The 17671-nt window shown below is 70.0% G+C and carries 18 protein-coding genes; 4 read left to right on the plus strand and 14 right to left on the minus strand.

Translation table 11 applies throughout. The features are described 5' to 3' along the window. Positions 1 to 112: 112 nt before the first annotated feature. From ACZ4UU_RS38455 to ACZ4UU_RS38490, 8 genes are all read right to left on the minus strand, one after another. Complete coding sequence (locus ACZ4UU_RS38455; RefSeq protein ID WP_471908069.1) at positions 113 to 844, minus strand: DUF3159 domain-containing protein; 732 nt, start codon at positions 842 to 844, stop codon at positions 113 to 115. Between the two features lie 3 nt (positions 845 to 847). Continuing rightward, complete coding sequence (locus ACZ4UU_RS38460; protein WP_217211415.1) at positions 848 to 1246, minus strand: OB-fold nucleic acid binding domain-containing protein; 399 nt, start codon at positions 1244 to 1246, stop codon at positions 848 to 850. A 20-nt stretch (positions 1247 to 1266) separates the two neighbouring features. Further along, positions 1267 to 1983 carry a response regulator gene (locus tag ACZ4UU_RS38465; RefSeq protein ID WP_471908070.1) on the minus strand — a complete coding sequence of 239 codons (717 nt, stop codon included), beginning with the start codon at positions 1981 to 1983 and terminating at the stop codon, positions 1267 to 1269. Continuing rightward, entirely contained in the window at positions 1977 to 4553 is a 2577-nt protein-coding gene (locus ACZ4UU_RS38470) for an ATP-binding protein (RefSeq protein WP_471908071.1), read from the minus strand. Before ACZ4UU_RS38470 ends, ACZ4UU_RS38465 begins: the two co-directional genes overlap by 7 nt. A 151-nt stretch (positions 4554 to 4704) precedes the next feature. Continuing rightward, on the minus strand, positions 4705 to 5877 hold the full coding sequence (locus tag ACZ4UU_RS38475; RefSeq protein ID WP_471908072.1) for an alginate lyase family protein: 1173 nt from the start codon (positions 5875 to 5877) through the stop codon (positions 4705 to 4707). Positions 5878 to 6058: 181 nt separating this feature from the next. Further along, positions 6059 to 6820, minus strand: coding sequence for a DUF3710 domain-containing protein (locus tag ACZ4UU_RS38480; protein ID WP_234765590.1), 762 nt, complete (start codon positions 6818 to 6820; stop codon positions 6059 to 6061). Between the two features lies 1 nt (position 6821). Further along, positions 6822 to 7373 (minus strand): dUTP diphosphatase, encoded by a 552-nt coding sequence (gene dut, locus ACZ4UU_RS38485; RefSeq protein WP_471908073.1) that lies wholly within the window; start codon positions 7371 to 7373, stop codon positions 6822 to 6824. Then, complete coding sequence (locus ACZ4UU_RS38490) at positions 7370 to 7954, minus strand: PaaI family thioesterase (protein ID WP_217211407.1); 585 nt, start codon at positions 7952 to 7954, stop codon at positions 7370 to 7372. The genes dut and ACZ4UU_RS38490 overlap by 4 nt, the downstream gene beginning before the upstream one ends. Before the next feature lie 58 nt (positions 7955 to 8012). On the opposite strand from ACZ4UU_RS38490, the gene ACZ4UU_RS38495 reads away from it, so the two are divergent. Continuing rightward, on the plus strand, positions 8013 to 8474 hold the full coding sequence (locus tag ACZ4UU_RS38495) for a DUF3093 domain-containing protein (RefSeq protein WP_234765593.1): 462 nt from the start codon (positions 8013 to 8015) through the stop codon (positions 8472 to 8474). 54 nt (positions 8475 to 8528) lie between these two features. Here the strand turns inward: ACZ4UU_RS38495 and ACZ4UU_RS38500 are convergent, their stop codons facing one another. From ACZ4UU_RS38500 to ACZ4UU_RS38515, 4 genes are all read right to left on the minus strand, one after another. Then, complete coding sequence (locus ACZ4UU_RS38500) at positions 8529 to 9458, minus strand: hypothetical protein (protein ID WP_471908074.1); 930 nt, start codon at positions 9456 to 9458, stop codon at positions 8529 to 8531. Positions 9459 to 9471: 13 nt separating this feature from the next. Continuing rightward, entirely contained in the window at positions 9472 to 9768 is a 297-nt protein-coding gene (locus ACZ4UU_RS38505; protein ID WP_005481602.1) for a DUF4193 domain-containing protein, read from the minus strand. A gap of 405 nt (positions 9769 to 10173) precedes the next feature. Continuing rightward, positions 10174 to 11406, minus strand: a complete 1233-nt coding sequence (locus tag ACZ4UU_RS38510; protein ID WP_471908075.1) for a sensor histidine kinase — start codon at positions 11404 to 11406, stop codon at positions 10174 to 10176. A gap of 6 nt (positions 11407 to 11412) precedes the next feature. Next, entirely contained in the window at positions 11413 to 12066 is a 654-nt protein-coding gene (locus tag ACZ4UU_RS38515) for a response regulator transcription factor (protein WP_007385219.1), read from the minus strand. 418 nt (positions 12067 to 12484) lie between these two features. On the opposite strand from ACZ4UU_RS38515, the gene ACZ4UU_RS38520 reads away from it, so the two are divergent. Beyond that, entirely contained in the window at positions 12485 to 12658 is a 174-nt protein-coding gene (locus ACZ4UU_RS38520) for a hypothetical protein (RefSeq protein ID WP_167358903.1), read from the plus strand. 235 nt (positions 12659 to 12893) lie between these two features. Here ACZ4UU_RS38520 and ACZ4UU_RS38525 read toward each other — a convergent pair whose 3' ends face one another. After that, the gene (locus ACZ4UU_RS38525) at positions 12894 to 13727 is read right to left on the minus strand and encodes an inositol monophosphatase family protein (protein ID WP_471908076.1); all 834 of its coding nucleotides are present in this window, start codon (positions 13725 to 13727) and stop codon (positions 12894 to 12896) included. 8 nt (positions 13728 to 13735) lie between these two features. Next, entirely contained in the window at positions 13736 to 14863 is a 1128-nt protein-coding gene (locus ACZ4UU_RS38530; protein ID WP_471908077.1) for a ferrochelatase, read from the minus strand. A 223-nt stretch (positions 14864 to 15086) separates the two neighbouring features. On the opposite strand from ACZ4UU_RS38530, the gene ACZ4UU_RS38535 reads away from it, so the two are divergent. Next, positions 15087 to 16325 (plus strand): MFS transporter, encoded by a 1239-nt coding sequence (locus tag ACZ4UU_RS38535; RefSeq protein WP_471908078.1) that lies wholly within the window; start codon positions 15087 to 15089, stop codon positions 16323 to 16325. Then, positions 16285 to 17604 carry a D-arabinono-1,4-lactone oxidase gene (locus ACZ4UU_RS38540; protein WP_471908079.1) on the plus strand — a complete coding sequence of 440 codons (1320 nt, stop codon included), beginning with the start codon at positions 16285 to 16287 and terminating at the stop codon, positions 17602 to 17604. The genes ACZ4UU_RS38535 and ACZ4UU_RS38540 overlap by 41 nt, the downstream gene beginning before the upstream one ends. The last annotated feature ends 67 nt before the right edge of the window (positions 17605 to 17671 follow it).

Consider the following 17671-nt stretch of genomic DNA (forward strand, 5'->3'; position numbering starts at 1 on the left):
GGACGGGCTGAATATCCAGCCCCTCCGGCGTTTGAGGAGCGGGGTCTGGGGCGGAGCCCCAGAAGGATGGGACGGGTAGGGGCGGCGGGGGCGAGAACCGTTCTGCCGCCGACTACTCGGCCGACCGAGCGGCAGCCTCCCGCGCCTTCTCCTCGGCCTCCATCTCCGCGAACACGTCGATCGGCGCGGGCGCCTTCGCCAGGAAGACCCACGTCAGCCACACAGCCAGCAGGAACGGCGGAATCTTCAGCGCGACCAGCACCCAGCCCAGCTGCGTCGTGTCCGCCCACCAGTACAGCGGGAAGAGGATCGCGCACTTGGCGAGCAGGATCGCGCCCCAGGCGTAACTGGCCTTCGCGTACGCCTTCTTGCGTCCGGGATTGCGCGTACGCCAGGAGAGGTTCTCCTTGAACACCGGCCCGAGGATCAGCCCGATCAGCGGCACCCCGCACAGCGTCGTGATGATGTACGCGAGTCCCAGCCCCAGCGTGTAGAGCATGCCGGGGAGATAGAAGTCCTTCGCGTTGCCCGTCATCATCGCGAACACGACACCGAAGGCGACGCCGAAGACACCGCTGAACGCGTGCTTGATGGTGTCCCGCATCACCAGGCGCACGACCACGAGCACCAGGGACACCGCGAGCGCGGCGATGGCCGAGAGGTGCAGGTCCTTGTTGATCGTGTAGATGGTGACGAAGAGCAGCCCCGGCAGCACCGTCTCGATCATGCCGCGCATGCCGCCGAAGGCCTCGAACAGGGCGGCCTCGGTCACCGCCCGGGCGTCGTGCTCGGCGTTCGCGGTGGTGTCGGTGGTGTCTTCAGTCGGCTTGTCGAGCGACGTCACCGGCTACTCCCGTCCGAGGGGTCTCAGTTCGTATTTCGGGTTGAACAGCACGCGGCGGCCCCGGCTCATGGAGACCCGGCCCGATGCGATCAGCCGGCGCCCCGGCTCTATCCCGACTATGGAGCGCCTGCCGAGCCACACCACGTCCAGCGCGGCGGAGCCGTCGAACAGCTCGGCCTCCAGGGCCGGAACGCCCGCACGTGGCCGCAGGGTGACCGTGCGCAAGGTACCAGTAACCGTCACTATCTGTCGGTCACGGCAGTCACCGATCTTGATACAGCCTGCGGTCTCGGCGTCCTCACGCAGCTCCTCGGACTCCAGGTCCTCCTGCGACGAGGAGAGCCGGTCGAGCATGCGCCGGAACCGGCCCACCGACTTTTCGGAACGAGGAACAGCACTCATGTCTTGAAGACTACCGGGCATCACTTCTCGAACCGATAGCCCATCCCAGGCTCGGTGACGAAGTGCTTGGGGTGCGACGGGTCGGCCTCCAGTTTCCTGCGCAGCTGGGCCATGTAGACCCGCAGATAGTTCGTCTCCGTCCCGTACGACGGCCCCCACACCTCCTGCAGCAGCTGCCGCTGGCTGACGAGACGTCCCGTGTTACGGACCAGCACCTCCAGCAGATGCCATTCCGTGGGGGTCAGCCGTACGTCCTTCCCGCCCCGGTTGACCTTCTTGGCGGCCAGGTCGACGGTGAACTCCTCGGTCTCCACCATCACGTCGTCCTCGCCGGCCCCGGTGGGTTCGGCACGGCGTACGGCGGCCCGCAGCCGGGCGAGCAGTTCGTCCATGCCGAAGGGCTTGGTGACGTAGTCGTCGGCGCCCGCGTCGAGCGCCTCGACCTTCTCGTCGGAGGAGTGCCGGGCGGACAGCACCAGGATCGGCACCCGGGTCCAGCCGCGCAGGCCCCGGATGACCTCCACGCCGTCCATGTCGGGCAGTCCGAGGTCGAGGACGACCACGTCGGGGTGACGGGCGGCGGCGAGTTCGAGGGCGGTGGCCCCGTCGTGGGCCGCGTCGACCTCGTACTTGCGGGCCTTGAGGTTGATCACGAGGGCGCGCACGATCTGCGGCTCGTCGTCGATCACCAGAACCCTCGTGGGGGTCTGGGGAGTCCCCGCGGTCGGGCTCAGCATGTGGTCTGCCTTTCTGGTTCCTCGGGGTGCTCCACTGGCACGCCCCCCTCCTCGACAAGCTCCGCGCGCGGTCCCGCCGCTCGCAGAGTGAGCACCATGGTGAGGCCGCCGCCGGGTGTGTCCTCCGCGTTCAGCGTGCCGCCCATCGCCTCGGCGAACCCGCGGGCGACAGCCAGTCCGAGCCCGACCCCCGCGCCGCGCGGGGCGTCGCCGTGGCGCTGGAAGGGCGCGAAGATACGTTCCTTGGCATCGTCCGGGACGCCCGGCCCGCGGTCGACCACCCGGACCTCGACCCGGTCCGCGATGGCGCTGGCGGCCACCAGGACCCTGCGGTCTTCCGGGCTGTACTTGACGGCGTTCTCCACCAGGTTGGCCACCGACCGCTCCAGCAGCCCAGGGTCCACGGCGACCATGGGCAGCGTCTCCGGGATGTCCAGCTCGGCGCTGTGGTCCGGTACCCCGCCCAGCGCCATCGGCACCACCTCGTCGAGGTCGATCTCCCTGATCAGCGGCGTGACCGTACCGGTCTGGAGGCGGGACATGTCGAGAAGGTTCCCGACCAGGTGGTCCAGCCGGTCGGCGCCCTCCTCGATGCCCGCCAGCAGCTCGGCCTCGTCCTCCTCCGACCACGCCACGTCGTCGGACCGCAGCGAGGAGACCGCCGCCTTGATGCCGGCGAGCGGGGTACGCAGGTCATGGCTGACGGCGGCCAGCAGCGCGGTACGGATGCGGTTGCCCTCGGCCAGCACCTTGGCCTGGTCGGCCTCAGCCTGGAGCCTGCGCCGGTCCAGGACCACGGCCGCCTGGGCGGCGAAGGCGGCGAGCACCCGGCGGTCCTCGGCGGGCAGTACGCGGCCGGTCAGCGCGAGCGCCATGTGGTCGCCCACCGGTACGTCGACGTCCGCGTCCTCCGGCCGCTCGGGCGCGTGCCCTTGTCCCACCTCGCCCGCGCGCGTCCAGGGGTCGACGTCGCTCTTGCGCTCCAACAGGGCCGCCGAGTCCATGCCGAAGGTCTCACGGACCCGCTCCAGCAGCTCCTCCAGGCCGGTCTCGCCGCGCAGCACGTTGCCCGCGAGGAAGGAGAGGATCTCCGACTCGGCGCGCAGCCGGGCCGCCTGGTGGGTGCGGCGGGCGGCGAGGTCGACCACGGAGGCGACCGCGAGTGCCACCAGGACGAAGATCACGAGGGCGAGGAGGTTCTTCGGATCGGCGATCGAGATGCGGTGCAGGGGCGCGGTGAAGTACCAGTTGAGCAGCAGCGAGCAGACCGCCGCCGAGGCCAGTGCGGGGTAGAGCCCGCCGAGCAGGGCCGCGGCCACCGTCAGGGTCAGGAACAGCAGCATGTCGTTCGCGAGACCGAGGTCGGCGTCGATGTGGGTCAGCAGCAGGGTGAGCAGGACCGGACCGGCGACGCCGGTGAACCAGCCCCAGAGGATCCGGGACCGGCCGAGTCGGGCTCCCCGGGCCACGGGCAGTCCGCGCCCCTTGGCCGCTTCCTCGTGCGTCACGATGTGCACGTCGAGGTCGGGACCCGAGTCCCGGGCCACGGTCACGCCCACACCCGGTCCGAAGACGTACTGCCAGCTTCGGCGGCGCGAGGAGCCGAGGACGATCTGGGTGGCGTTCACGCCGCGCGCGAAGTCGAGCAGGGCGGCCGGGATGTCGTCGCCGACGACATGGTGGAACGTTCCGCCCAGGTCCTCGACGAGGGTGCGCTGGACGGCGAGTTCCTTGGGCGAGGCGGAGGTCAGTCCGTCGCTGCGGGCGATGTAGACGGCCAGCAGCTCGCCGCCCGCGCCCTTCTCCGCCAGCCGGGCGGCCCGGCGGATGAGGGTCCGGCCCTCCGGGCCGCCGGTCAGGCCGACCACGATCCGCTCCCGGGAACCCCAGATCTTCGACACCCGGTGATCGGTGCGGTACTGCTTCAGATACTCGTCGACCCGGTCCGCCACCCACAGCAGCGCCAGTTCGCGCAGCGCGGTCAGGTTGCCGGGCCGGAAGTAGTTGGAGAGAGCTGCGTCCACCTTGTCGGGCTGGTAGATGTTGCCGTGCGCCATGCGCCGCCGCAGCGCCTGGGGCGACATGTCGACCAGCTCTATCTGATCGGCCCGGCGCACGATCTCGTCCGGCACCGTTTCCTGCTGCCGTACGCCGGTGATCGACTCGACGACGTCGCCGAGGGACTCCAGGTGCTGGATGTTGACGGTCGATATGACGTCGATCCCGGCCGCCAGCAGCTCCTCCACGTCCTGCCAGCGCTTGGCGTTGCGGGAGCCGGGGACGTTGGTGTGGGCGAGTTCGTCGACGAGGGCCACCTGGGGACGCCGGGCCAGGACGGCGTCGACGTCCATCTCGGTGAAGGTGGTGCCCCGGTACTCCAGCCGCCCGCGCCGGATCTGTTCGAGCCCGTGCAGCATCACCTCGGTGCGCGGTCGCTCGTGGTGCTCCACGAAGGCGACCACGCAGTCGGTGCCCCGCTCGACGCGCCGGTGCGCCTCGGACAGCATCGCGTACGTCTTGCCGACGCCCGGTGCCGCACCGAGGTAGATCCGAAGCTTGCCGCGTCCCATGGTCCTCATTGTGTTCGGCCACCGCTGCCTACGCAGCGTCGACCTTACGGCCAATAATCGCGACAAATGGGGCCGGGCGCGGTGGCGGGAGCGTCTTTGACGCAACTCTGACGCTCCCACCGGGACGTCATGGGCTCGACCGCGGAAGGGCTCAGCCGGGGTTGTCGCCGTGGGTGAGGGTCTCCCAGGCCACGAAGAGGTTGTTGCTGCCGGCCGGGCGGTTGCGCTCGTTCAGTGTCTCGGTGTTGGTCATGGCGTGGCCGAGACGGTTGGCCAGGGCGTTGTGCCCGACCTCGGTGACCGGCCCGAGCCCGCGCTTGAGCGAGCCGCGACACAGCCAGCCGGGTACGGCCTCACCGAGCTCGTACTTGGCCTGGAACCCGAGTGCGTGCCGCAGCCGCTCGCCGACGTCGGTGCCATAGAGGTCCTGGCCCTGGATCCGGCTGGTCTCGGCGATGTGCGAGATGGCCGAGATGCCGTACCCGGTGTGGGTGAGGTCGCGGCAGGTCTCCTGGGTGAGGCCGGTGACGAAGGTGCCCTGCCCCTGCCAGTAGTTGACGATCTTCTCGCGGGTGTTGAGGTTCTGGCTGGGCACGGTCTTGGGCAGGTCGCCGTCGGAGGACAGGTAGACGTAGGCGGCGGTGCGGGTGCGGAACTTCGCCATGGCCTTGTCGTACGACGCCCTGTCCTCCAGGAAGACGGAGATACCGACGGCGGCCTCCATCATCGACAGCTCCCAGTTCCCGTTGGAGTTCGAGCCGTTGATGATCTCGGGCAGGTAGACGTTGCGCAGCATGGTGGCGAACCGGCCGGAGTTCGCCCAGTTCCCGGCGTACGTGTACTTGATGATCTCTGCGGCCTTGGGCCAGGAGGAGCCGGCCCAGCCCGTCTGGAGGGGCGCGTTGCTGTTGGTGTGGTCCCTGATCACCGCGGACCAGGCGTCCATCAGCTCGATGGCCTTCCGCGCGTGCCGCTCGTCGCGGGTGATGTACCAGGCGAGGGCCTGGGTGTAGGCGGCTGTCGCGTCCTCGCGCTCATCGGTGCAGCCGTGGTTGGGATTCGAGTACGAGCCGCACTCGACGACCGCGCGGGGCTTGGGCGTGCGATTCAGATCGGCGTACTTGCTCGCCATCATCCGGTCGAAGGCGCCCTTCCAGGGCTGGGCGCCGGCGTTGACCTTGGAGCGGGTGAAGTCCAACTGCCCCTTGGAGACGGTGACTCCGGGGTGGACGAAGGCGGCGGGAGCGGCGCCGGCGCCGGTGGGCCAGGCGAGGACACCGGCGACGAGGGCGGCCGCGGCCGCGAGGAGTGCGGTTCTGCGCATGCGTGGGGGGCCTTCCGTTCTCGTATGTGAACGTGAAGCGCCTTTATGAACAGACGCGTTGGCCGGAGACGGTAGGTACAGACCAATGAGCCGTCAAGGGTTCACGCACGAGAAAGGGCCGCACCCCGTACGGGATGCGGCCCTGCTGTTTTCTGTGTCGCCCTGCGAACCTCGGGGTCGCTCAACGAACCTCGGTGATCTCCGGTCCGCGCTGGAGCTGGCCCATGCCGCCGGAGAAGCGCGAACCGGCCTCCTCCTGCTGGACGCCCTCGGGGACCATCTGGGCATCGTTCGGCAGCTTCAGGACGATCGGGTCACGGGGGGCCATCGGGCCTTCGCCGCGGACCACGACCGTGTCCCGGAAGATCTGTTCCAGCAGACCGGCCGCCTGCGGCTGCACGGCGCCCTGCCCCGAGATCACACCGCGCAGGAACCAGCGGGGACCGTCCACCCCGACGAACCGCACGACCTGGAAACCGCCCGTGCCGTCCGGCAGCTGAACCGGTACCTGGGCCCGCAGTTCCCACCCCAGGGGGCCTTCGACCTCGTCGATGATGCCACCCTGCTGAGTGATGCCGGAGCCGATCTCCTCGCGTACCTCGCTCCAGATTCCCTCGCGCTTGGGCGCGGCGAAGGCCTGCAGCTGGATGGCGCTGTCGCGCAGCACGACGGTCGCCGCGACGATCGCGTCGCCCGCGACCTCCACGCGCAGTTCCATGCCGTCGACGCCCGGTACCAACAGGCCGCCCAGGTCGACCCGGCCCTCGCCGGGCTCACGGACCTCGGAGCTGTCCCAGGGCCCGTCGGGCCGCGGCTCCGGCTCCAGCCTCACGCGCTCGCGCTCACCGTCGTCGTCCGCCTCAGTGTCGACACCGTCGACGACCTGCTCGGGCTCGCCGGCCGCGTCCTCGGCGGCACCCTTCTTCTTGCGACGTCCGAACACGTCACTGTCCTTCCCGGTCGGATACGACCGAAGCGTATCGATTCCCACCCGTTGCGCCGCCATCGGCGGCCTCACCGCTTGTATCGCTTGTGCCGCCCACCGCGGCATGCCCGCCGGTGGACCCGAAGCCCCCTGCGGCCCGTACCGAATCGGGAAGCTCCGCGACCTCCTGGAAGCGGACCCTCTCGACCTGCTGGACGACCAGTTGGGCAATCCGGTCGAAGCGCTCGAACCGCACGGTCTCATGCGGGTCGAGATTCACCACGATCACCTTGATCTCCCCACGGTACCCGGCATCAACCGTCCCCGGGGCATTCACGAGGGCGACACCTAGGCGGGCGGCGAGACCGGACCGGGGGTGCACGAACGCCGCGTACCCCTCGGGGAGGGCGACAGACACCCCGGTGGGCAGTACGGCCCGCTCCCCCGGCTTCAGTTCGCGGCCCTCGGTGGTGCGCAGATCGGCCCCCGCGTCACCGGGGTGCGCGTACGCCGGCAGCGGTACGTCCGGGTCGACGCGCCGGATCAGCACGTTCAGGGGGTCACGGCTCACGGGTTCACCTCGAAGGCACGGGCACGCCGGACCTGGTCCGGGTCGTTCATGGCGGCCCGGATCTCCTCCGGGCGGCCGTTGTCGATGAAGTGGTCGACCTTCACCTCGATGAAGAGGGCGTCGGCCCGGACGGCGACGGGTCCGTCGGAGCCGCCGATCCGTCCGGTGGCGGTGGAGTAGATCTTGCGGCCCGCCACCGCCGTCACCTCGGCCTCCAGATACAGCACCGTGCCCACCGGGACGGGCCGCACGAAGTCGGTCTCCAGCCGCCCGGTCACGGCGATCGTGCGCAGCAGCCAGTTCAGCGAGCCGAGGGTCTCGTCGAGGGCGGTCGCGAGCACCCCGCCGTGCGCGAGGCCCGGCGCGCCCTGATGAGCGGGCTGCACGGTGAACTCGGCCGTGATGCTGACGCCGTCCCCGGCCCGCGCCTCCAGATGCAGTCCGTGGGCCTGCTCGCCGCCGCAGCCGAAACACTCGCCGTAGTGCGCGCCGAGGAGCTCACCGGGTGCGGGAGCATCGGGGTGACGGGCCGGTTTCACGGCGTCGGCCGGCGGCTTGAGAGCCGCTGAAGTACCACTCACAGCCGCAGACCTTACCCGCGCGTCGGTGACAATCGGACACCGTGCCAAGCTTGGCTCCATGCAGCTCTCCGCCGCCCCGTACGACGAACGACTCACCGCCCCCCGCTCCTGGTGGCTGATCTCGTTCCTGGTCGGGGTCTCCCTGGCCCTGATCCTTCTGCCGTTCGGCACGCTGCCCATGCTCGGCGGCCTGGTCGGCGGCACCGCCGCGGCGGCCGTCATGGCCAGCTCGTACGGCTCGCTGCGTATCCGCGTGGTGGGCGGTTCACTGATCGCCGGCGAGGCGAAGATCCCGGTGCGGGCCCTGGGCGAGGCGCACGTCCTGGACGCCGAGGAGGCCCGCGCCTGGCGCACCCACAAGGCCGACACCCGCGCCTTCCTCCTCCTGCGCGCCTACATCCCCACGGCCCTGCGCGTCGAGGTCACCGATCCGGAGGACCCGACCCCGTACCTGTACCTGTCCACCCGTGAGCCGGAGCGGCTGGCGGAGGCGATCGAGGCGGCGAAGGCCTCGGCGTAGGGCCGGGGGGCGAACCTGTCACTTCCACAGCCCCTGGCACACCAGAGCGGGCCTTCACCGGCCTGGATCGTCGGGCGTCCCGCGTCCGAGGTCCCGCACGATCTCACCCATCTCCAGCGGTCGCGCCGGGCGTTCCAGGGGCGGCAGTTGGGGCAGCTCGTCCCAGGGCACCCGGACCTTGCGCAGGTCCGCACGCACGCGTGCCGCGAGTTTCTTGGTGTCCCGGCGGTTCATGACCGCGCCCACTGCGGCGCCCACCATGAAGGGCATCAGGTTCGGCAGGTTGCGGACGGTGCGCTTCATGATCTGCTGACGCAACTCGCGCTTCATATGCCCACCGAGAGCGGCGTTTATCGTCGCAGGCTTCATCGGGTCGATGCCGCGCTCCTCGGACCACGCGGTCAGATACGCGGTGCTGCGGTCCTTGAGGTTTCCGGGCGGGCGTACGCCGTACACCTCGTGCAGTTCGGCGATCAGCTTCAGTTCGATCGCCGCGACACCGGTGATCTCGGCGGCCAGCTCCGCCGGCATCGCGGGTGGCACGGGCAGCATCGCCGCCGCACCGACTCCCGCGCCGACCGTCGAGCTCGCGTTCGCCGCGCCCGCCACGAGTTTGTCGGCGAGTTGCTCGGGCCCGAGGCCGGGGAACTGCCGGCGCAAGGTCGCGAGGTCGCGTACGGGGATCCGCGGGGCGTTCTCGATGATCCGGTCCGCCAGGTACCCAAGGCCCGCTCTGGCGCGGCTGCCGCCCTTACGGACGCCTTCCCGGGCCTTCTCCCGGATCGCCGCGGCCCTTCGTCTGGCGACGGGCGCGGGAACCGCCGCGGGCGCCGGGAGGCCTGCCCCGGACAGCGGTTCGAGCGAGGCTCCCGTACTGGATGAGCCCCGCTCGTCGTCACGCGCGCCGTACGGGCCGTCAAACGGCCCTTCGTCCGCTCCCGACCGTCGGGAACGGCGCTTCCAAGGAGGGGTCGAGCCAGTCATGCCCGACCCGACCTCAGTCGCAGTCGCGGCAGATCGGCTGACCGTTCTTCTCCCGGGCCAGCTGGCTGCGGTGGTGCACCAGGAAGCAGCTCATGCAGGTGAACTCGTCCTGCTGCTTCGGCAGCACCCGGACGGCCAACTCCTCGTTCGAGAGGTCCGCGCCGGGCAGTTCCAGGCCTTCGGCGGCCTCGAACTCGTCGACGTCCACGGCGGACGTCGACTTGTCGTTCCGCCTGGCCTTCAGCTCTTCAAGGCTGTCCGAGTCGACGTCGTCGTCGGTCTTGCGTGGGGTGTCGTAATCCGTTGCCATGTCGCTCTCCCCCTCTGGGTGTCTGCGGTGTCTCCAGCGCACGTAACGCGTGAGAGGCCGGACTTGTGCCCGACCCGAGGCGGAGATTTTGCCTCACATCAAGGTCTGTTACTCAATCGACACCCAACCGAACTCCTCAAGAGTGATCGGCTTGGATGGCGAACGGGACCGTACACGGTCCTAATGCCGCAGTTCAAAGGCGTCTCACCGTGTACTTCCCGTGATCAAGACCCTCGAAAACCCGGATTTTCCCGGCTTTCCGACCGGCCCCATGATCACGGAGAGTAGATGACCGAAAAACCGCCCTTGTGATCGATCACACACGAGAGCGTTCGCCGAGTGCCCTGAAAATTCCGCGCAAAGCGAACATCCCCGTGTACCTGCCGAGTGTCGGCGCACATGATCTCAGATCGGCAGCGCGAACCGCATCACGAGACCGCCCCCCTCCCGCGGTTGCGCCGAGATGTGCCCGCCGTGCGCCCGCGCCACCGACCGCACGATGGACAGCCCCAGGCCCACGCCCTTGTCACTGCCCGTTCGCTCCGTGCGCAACCGCCGGAACGGCTCAAACAGATTGTCGATCTCGTACGCCGGCACCACCGGCCCGGTGTTGGCGACGATCAGCACCGCCTGCCCGTGCTGGACATCGGTGGTGACCTCGACCCAGCCGCCCTCCGGGATGTTGTACCGGACAGCGTTCTGCACCAGGTTCAGCGCGATCCGCTCCAGCAGCACGCCGTTGCCCTGGACGACCGCGGGCTTCTGCTCGCCGCGGATCAGCACGCCCTTGGCCTGGGCCTCCCCGTGCACCTGGTCGACGGCCTGCTCGGCCACCTCCGCGAGGTCCACCGGTTTACGCTCGACGATCTGGTTGTCGCTCCGGGCGAGCAGCAGCAGGCCCTCCACGAGCTGCTCACTGCGCTCGTTGGTGGCCAGCAGGGTCTTGCCGAGCTGCTGGAGCTCCACCGGCGCTCCCGGGTCCGACAGATGCACTTCGAGGAGCGTGCGGTTGATCGCGAGCGGGGTACGCAATTCGTGCGAGGCGTTGCCCACGAACCGCTGCTGCGCCGTGAAGGCCCGCTGCAACCGCTCCAGCATCTCGTCGAACGTGTCGGCGAGCTCCTTCAGCTCGTCGTCCGGACCGTCCAGTTCGATACGCCGGGACAGATCCGAGCCCGCCACCGCACGCGCGGTCCGGGTGATCCGGCCCAGCGGCGACAGCACCCGGCCGGCCATGGCGTAGCCGAAGGCGAAGGCGATGATGGCGAGGCCGAGGAGGGTCAGGAGGGATCGGCTGAGGAGGTCGTCCAGGGCGTGCCGGCGCTGCTCGTTGACGCAGGAGTTCATCGCGTCGTTGAACACCTCGGGCGTGGCGCTCGACGGCAGATCGCAGACGTTGCTGGTGACCTTGCCCTCCGCGATCTTGAAGGGCAGGTCGCTGCCCACGTGCAGCGCCTGGGCCGCCAGCAAGTAGATGATCGACAGCAGCAGGATCCCGGCGATCAGGAACATGCCGCCGTACAGCAGCGTGAGCCGTATCCGGATGGTGGGGCGCAGCCACGGGAAGACGGGCTCAGCCTTCCGGGGGTCCCAGGTGGGCTTCGGGGGCGCCTGGGGAGGCGCGGGTGTAGCGGCCATGAGGCATCAGATCCGGTAGCCGGAACCGGGCACGGTGACGATCACCGGCGGCTCTCCCAGTTTGCGGCGCAACGTCATGACGGTCACCCGCACCACGTTCGTGAACGGGTCGGTGTTCTCGTCCCAGGCCTTCTCCAGCAGCTGCTCCGCGGAGACGACCGCGCCCTCGCTGCGCATCAGCACCTCCAGGACGGCGAACTCCTTCGGCGCCAGCTGCACCTCCTTGCCGTCGCGGAAGACCTCGCGGCGGTTGGGGTCGAGCTTGATGCCGGCGCGCTCCAGGACGGGCGGCAGCGGAACGCTCGTACGGCGGCCGAGGGCACGCACGCGTGCCGTCAGCTCACTGAAGGCGAAGGGCTTGGGGAGATAGTCGTCGGCGCCGATCTCCAGCCCCTCGACCCGGTCGCTGACGTCGCCGGAGGCCGTGAGCATCAGCACGCGCGTGGGCATGCCCAGCTCGACGATCTTGCGGCACACGTCGTCACCGTGCACCAGCGGGAGGTCGCGGTCGAGGACGACCACGTCGTAGTCGTTGACGCCGATGCGCTCCAGGGCGGCCGCACCGTCGTACACGACGTCGACGGCCATGGCCTCCCGGCGCAGTCCGGTGGCCACCGCATCGGCGAGCAGTTGCTCGTCCTCGACGACGAGTACGCGCACGTCGCTTGTCCTTCCTGTGTCCACCCGCGTAGCGCTGTTCCTCGCTCGCGGGCAGGGGTTCGTCGGGTGTCTCGGCCTCCATCCTGCCCTTTTCGGTCATAAGTCGGCGGTAAGACGGGTGAGCGGCCCATGAGGGACAGGTATGAAGCCCGGGAATGCGAGATTTTCTCTTCCGGTTGAGGTTTCCGCGGAAGAGAGCGGGGGGAGGACGGCTTGTACACCCCGCGATCACGCTCTGCTTGTGCCGCGACACCAAGCGGTACAAGGCAATCCGCTTTCCGCAGAGCGGGCGTGGGTGTCCGGCACCGTCGCCGCCCGGCCTGGGCAGCGCTGGGCATCCACTGGAGACGTGATCGTCCCTTCCGAACGGCACACCCCCGTGCCATCGACCCACCGACCCAGGACGAGGGGGCGCAGCATGGACGCATTCACCGCAGGACTTCTGCAGCGCATAAGGGCGACCGAGTCCGACCTGACGCGGGCTCGTGACGAGGGCGACGACTTCCTCGTCGAGGTGGAGCAGGGCGAGCTCGACGACCTGCGCCGCCTCGCCGCCGAGCACGGTGTGGAAGTCGGCGCGACTAGCGTCTGACCAGCTCGCAGACCAACAGCAGGCCCCCGGCGAATCCAGCGCCGGGGGCCTGCCGGTTCACCGGACCCACGTTATGAGCCCACCAACGCCCACTGGGCCAACGACACCGGCATGTGGCGCCCCGGAGGCGACCGAGCAACGATTCGGCACCTCACTGCAGCGCTCCCTGTCACCTCACCGGCTCACACGAGCCGGCACCCCCCAGGACCCGCCCCACTGCCAAGCCCCGCCCTCTTCAGTCGTGCCAAGCCCCGAACTCCTCCAACAACCCCTGCAACGGCTCGAAGACCCCCGGCGTAGCAGCCACCGTCAGATCCCGTGACGGCCGCTCCCCCGGCCGCCCACCCGTCAACGCACCCGCCTCCCGGGCGATCAGGTCCCCCGCGGCCACGTCCCAGGCGTTGAGCCCTCGCTCGTAGTAGCCGTCCAGGCGGCCCGCCGCCAGGTCGCAGAGGTCGATCGCGGCCGAGCCGCCGCGTCGGATGTCGCGCAGGAGCGGGATCAGCCGCTGGGCGACGTCGGCCTGATGGGTGCGGACCTCGGTGACGTAGTTGAAGCCGGTGGAGACCAGGGCCTGTTCCAGGGGGGCCGTGGGGCGGCAGCTGAGCCTGCGCTCGCCCTCCCACGCGCCCCTGGCCCAGGCGCCGCGGCCGCGCACCGCGTGGTAGGTCTCGCCGCGCATCGGGGCGGTAACGACGCCGACGACCGTCTCGCCGTCCTGCTCGGCGGCGATGGAGACGGACCAGGTGGGCAGCCCGTAGAGGTAGTTGACCGTGCCGTCCAGGGGGTCGATCACCCAGCGGACGCCGCTCGTGCCCTCGGTGGAGGCGCCCTCCTCGCCGAGGAAGCCGTCGTCGGGGCGGTGCTCGGAGATCAGGTCCGTGATCAGCTTCTCCGCCGCGATGTCCATCTCGGTGACCACGTCGATCGGGCTCGACTTGGTCGCCGCGACGGCGAGGTCGGCCGGACGGCCGTCGCGCAGCAGCTCGCCCGCGCGCAGGGCGGCCTGCTGGGCCAGTTCGAGCAGTTCGGAGTGGAGGGGGTCGGGTACGTGGCTCACGTCGGTCACGGGGCTCCTCACGCGTAGGGACTGTCGGCGCCCGCGGCGGCGGGCCTGGGCGCGCGGGCCGGGCAGCAGCCCACCGGGCAGAGGTTGTGGCTCGCGCCGAGCCCGCCGAGGACGCAGGGCGTGACCTCCTCCGCGCGCTCGACGGCGGCGCGCTCCAGCACCAGGTCGCGGATCGCGGCGGCGAACCGCGGGTCGTCGCCGACGGTGGCCGAGCGGCGCATCGCCAGACCCAGCTCTTCGGCCTTGGCCTTGGCCTCCGTGTCGAGGTCGTACAGGACCTCCATGTGGTCGGAGACGAAGCCGATGGGCGAGATCACGACCGCGGGCACTCCGGCCCCGTGGCGCTCCTCCAGGTGGTCGCAGATGTCGGGCTCCAGCCACGGGATGTGCGGGGCGCCGGAGCGGGACTGGTAGACGAGCCGCCAGGGGTGGTCGACGCCGGTGCGCTCGCGGACGGCGTCGGCGATCAGCTGGGCGACGTCAAGGTGCTGCTCGACGTACGCGCCGCCCTCGCCGTGGTCCTCCACGGGGCCGGAGGTGTCCGCGGAGGCGTTCGGGATCGAGTGGGTCGAGAACGCGATGTGGGCGCCGTCCCTGACGTCCTCGGGGAGGTCGGCGAGGGACGCGAGGACGCCGTCGATCATCGGCTCCAGGAAGCCGGGGTGGTTGAAGTAGTGCCGCAGCTTGTCGACCTTCGGCAGCTCCAGGCCCTCGGCCTGAAGGGCGGCGAGCGAGTCGGCGAGGTTCTCGCGGTACTGGCGGCAGCCCGAGTAGGAGGCGTAGGCGCTGGTGGCGAGGACGAGGATGCGGCGGCGGCCGTCGGCGACCATCTCGCGCAGGGTGTCCGTCAGGTAGGGCGCCCAGTTGCGGTTGCCCCAGTAGATCGGCAGATCCAGGCCGTGCTCGGCGAAGTCCTTGCGGAGGGCGTCCAGCAGGGCACGGTTCTGGTCGTTGATCGGGCTGACGCCGCCGAACAGGAAGTAGTGCTCGCCGACTTCCTTCAGGCGTTCCTTGGGGATGCCCCGCCCGCGGGTGACGTTCTCCAGGAAGGGGATCACGTCGTCCGGGCCCTCGGGGCCGCCGAAGGAGAGCAGGAGCAGGGCGTCGTAGGGGGTCGCATCGCACACGTCTGGCATGGATCGATCCTGTCATCCGGTACTGACAGCCGGGAAACGGTGGGGTGACACCCGGGTTCCCGATTCGTCCGGCCTGGTGCATTAGGGTCACCTAACTCGTAAGCTGTACCGACCCATCACGCGCCTTACGAGCCACCTTCACGCCCTACTGCGCCACCTCACGCCTCACCGAGCCGCCCCGAGCCCCCGCAGCCCCGCTGCTTCCGCCTGACCGGAGACCCCCGTGCCGAGCCCCTACCGCGCCCTGTTCGCCACCCCCGGCACCAAGGGCTTCTCCGCCGCGGGCTTCCTCGGCCGGATGCCGCTGTCGATGATGGGCATCGGCGTGGTCACGATGATCTCCCAGCTGACCGGGCGGTACGGCCTCGCCGGCGCCCTGTCGGCCACCATCGCGCTGGCCGCCGCGGTGGCGGGCCCGCAGGTCTCACGGCTGGTCGACCAGTACGGGCAACGGCGGGTGCTGCGTCCGGCGACGCTGATCTCGCTCGTGGCGGGCGCCCTGCTGCTGTTCGCCGCGCACTACGGCTGGCCGGACTGGGTGCTGTTCGTGGCCTGCGTCGGCATCGGCTGCGTGCCGAGCGTCGGGGCGATGACCCGCGCCCGCTGGGCCGCGCTGTACCGGGACACCCCTCAGCTGCACACCGCGTACTCCTTCGAGTCCGTGATCGACGAGGTGTGCTTCATCTTCGGGCCGATCATCTCCATCGGACTGTCCACGGCGTGGTTCCCGGAGGCCGGGCCGTTGCTCGCCGGGTGCTTCCTGGCGGTCGGTGTCTTCTGGCTGACCGCCCAGCGGGCCACCGAGCCGGCGCCGCACCCGCGGGAGAAGCAGGGCGGCAGCTCGGCCCTGCGCGCCCCGGCGCTCCAGGTCCTGGTGGCGACCTTCGTGGCGACCGGAGCGATCTTCGGGTCCGTCGACGTGGTCACGGTGGCCTTCGCGGACGAGCAGGGACACAAGAGCGCCGCGAGCGTGGTCCTCGCGCTGTACGCGGCGGGCTCCTGCGGGGCGGGTCTGGTCTTCGGGCTGTTGCGCTTCAAGGGGGCGCCCGAACCTCGCTGGCTGCTGGGCATATGCGCGATGGCCGTGAGTATGATCCCCCTCCTACTGGTCGGAAACTTGCCGTTTCTGGCCGTGGCGCTGTTCGTCTCGGGCATGGCCGTCGCTCCCACGATGATCACCACCATGTCCCTGATCGAAGAGCACGTACCACGCGCGCAACTGACCGAGGGCATGACCTGGGTGAGCACCGGGCTCGCGGTCGGGGTCGCGCTCGGCTCCTCCGCGGCCGGCTGGGTGATCGACGCCGCCGGTGCGGACGCCGGGTACGGGGTTCCGGCGGTGTCCGGGGCCGTCGCGGTCGCGGTCGGTTTCCTGGGGTACCGCCGGCTCAGCAGGCCGGCTCCGCGTCGGGGAGGCACCGTTGAGCAGCACAGCGAGCGGCAGGAACGGCACGTGGCGTAACTGGGGCGGCAATATCGCCGTCCGCCCCGGGCGCGAGGTCACTCCGGCCTCCGTCGAGGAGCTGGCCGCGGCGATACGCCGGGCCGCCGAGGACGGTCTGCCCGTGAAGGCGGTCGGCAGCGGGCACTCGTTCACGTCCATCGCCGCGACCGACGGTGTGTTGATCCGTCCTCAACTCTTGACCGGCATACGCAACGTTGACCGGGATGCCATGACGGTCACGGTCGAGGCCGGCACCCCGCTCAAGCGGCTCAACATGGCCCTGGCCCGCGAGGGTCTGTCGCTCGCGAACATGGGCGACATCATGGAGCAGACGGTCTCCGGCGCCACCAGCACCGGCACGCACGGCACGGGCCGCGACTCAGCGTCGATCGCCGCCCAGATCAAGGCACTGGAGCTGGTCACCGCCGACGGCTCGGTGCTGACCTGCTCCGAGAAGGAGAATCCGGAGGTCTTCGCGGCCGCCCGGATCGGCCTCGGCGCCCTGGGCGTCGTCACCGCGATCACGTTCGCCGTGGAGCCCCTCTTCCTGCTCGCCGCGCGCGAGGAGCCGATGCCGTTCGACCGGGTCCTGGCGGACTTCGACGAACTGTGGGCGGAGAACGAGCACTTCGAGTTCTACTGGTTCCCGCACACCGGCAACACCAACACCAAGCGCAACAACCGCAGCGCCGGCCCGGAGAAGCCGGTGTCGCAGTTCCAGGGCTGGTTCGAGGACGAGTTCCTCTCCAACGGCGTCTTCCAGGTCGCCCAGTGGGTCGGCCGCGCGGTGCCCGCCACGATCCCCGCCATCGCCCAGGTCTCCAGCAAGGCCCTGTCCGCGCGGACGTACACCGACATCCCCTACAAGGTCTTCACATCGCCGCGCCGGGTGCGTTTCGTGGAGATGGAGTACGCCGTTCCACGCGAGGCCGTCGTCGAGACGCTGCGCGAGCTGAAGGTCATGGTCGACCGCTCCGGCCTCAGGGTCAGCTTCCCGGTCGAGGTGCGCACCGCCCCGGCCGACGACATCACGCTCTCCACCGCCTCGGGCCGGGACAGCGCGTACATCGCCGTCCACATGGTCAAGGGCACCCCGTTCCAGCGGTACTTCACCGCCGCCGAGCGGATCTTCACCGCGCACGAGGGGCGGCCGCACTGGGGCAAGGTGCACACGCGGGACGCCGAGTACTTCGCGCAGGTGTACCCGCGCTTCGGCGAGTTCACGGAGTTGCGGGACCGGCTGGATCCCGATCGTCGGTTCCAGAACGACTACCTGCGGCGGGTGTTGGGGGCGTAGCCGACCGCCAGACGACCACCCAGATCCGGCCGATCCGTGGCCCACGCGACGCATGACGGAATTCATT

It is taken from the genome of Streptomyces sp. NPDC028907, assembly GCF_055564995.1.

Coding starts and splice junctions, on each gene's coding strand:
- ACZ4UU_RS38460 (WP_217211415.1), bottom strand. CDS start 1,246: ATGAGTGCTGTTCCTCGTTCCGAAAAGTCGGTGGGCCGGTTCCGGCGC.
- ACZ4UU_RS38465 (WP_471908070.1), bottom strand. CDS start 1,983: ATGCTGAGCCCGACCGCGGGGACTCCCCAGACCCCCACGAGGGTTCTG.
- ACZ4UU_RS38470 (WP_471908071.1), bottom strand. CDS start 4,553: ATGGGACGCGGCAAGCTTCGGATCTACCTCGGTGCGGCACCGGGCGTC.
- ACZ4UU_RS38475 (WP_471908072.1), bottom strand. CDS start 5,877: ATGCGCAGAACCGCACTCCTCGCGGCCGCGGCCGCCCTCGTCGCCGGT.
- ACZ4UU_RS38495 (WP_234765593.1), top strand. CDS start 8,013: ATGCAGCTCTCCGCCGCCCCGTACGACGAACGACTCACCGCCCCCCGC.
- ACZ4UU_RS38500 (WP_471908074.1), bottom strand. CDS start 9,458: ATGACTGGCTCGACCCCTCCTTGGAAGCGCCGTTCCCGACGGTCGGGA.
- ACZ4UU_RS38505 (WP_005481602.1), bottom strand. CDS start 9,768: ATGGCAACGGATTACGACACCCCACGCAAGACCGACGACGACGTCGAC.
- ACZ4UU_RS38510 (WP_471908075.1), bottom strand. CDS start 11,406: ATGGCCGCTACACCCGCGCCTCCCCAGGCGCCCCCGAAGCCCACCTGG.
- ACZ4UU_RS38520 (WP_167358903.1), top strand. CDS start 12,485: ATGGACGCATTCACCGCAGGACTTCTGCAGCGCATAAGGGCGACCGAG.
- ACZ4UU_RS38530 (WP_471908077.1), bottom strand. CDS start 14,863: ATGCCAGACGTGTGCGATGCGACCCCCTACGACGCCCTGCTCCTGCTC.